The organism is Vibrio sp. 1249-1, assembly GCF_033340495.1.
Window position 1 is genome coordinate 1 of record NZ_JAWOWJ010000952.1, and the last position, 563, is coordinate 563.

Annotated in this window: 1 protein-coding gene; it reads right to left on the reverse strand. The window is 44.8% G+C overall.

Annotated features, from left to right (window positions below):
- Window positions 1-299: 299 nt before the first annotated feature.
- On the reverse strand, window positions 300-563 hold a 264-nt coding region (locus R7Z50_RS29875; RefSeq protein ID WP_318150065.1), incomplete at its 5' end, for a TCP-1/cpn60 chaperonin family protein.

Here is a 563-nt window from a genome sequence, read left to right on the forward strand (position 1 = left end):
TTTTATCTCCATGATGGTAAGCAGTAATTTACAACATAGTGTAATGTTCAGATTTTGCGCTATTCGGACACAAAAAGTGTTAGCAATAGGTCATATTTAACAATCTGACTATCCTAGAAAAAAATTCATCTCAGTTATTTTTCTGTTTTTCCACTGACGCTGCCGGAACGCATCCCTCACAATTCACATCTTCTTTTATCTGCACTGAAAAATGCACAGTGGGCAAACACCAGACGCAAAAAAGCCGAGGTTCACACCTCGGCTTTTTGTTCTACTCGGCTTGGAATAGCGCGGGATGATTACATCATGCCCATGCCACCCATACCGCCCATACCACCCATGTCAGGCATGCCTGCGCTTTCTTTTTGTGGTAGGTCAGTTACCATCGCTTCTGTTGTGATCATTAGACCAGCGACAGACGCTGCAAATTGTAGAGCGCTACGAGTTACTTTAGTTGGGTCTAGAATACCCATCTCTAGCATGTCGCCGTATTCACCCGTTGCTGCGTTGTAGCCGTAAGAACCTTCACCCGCTTTCACGTTGTTCGCAACAACAGAGTCTTC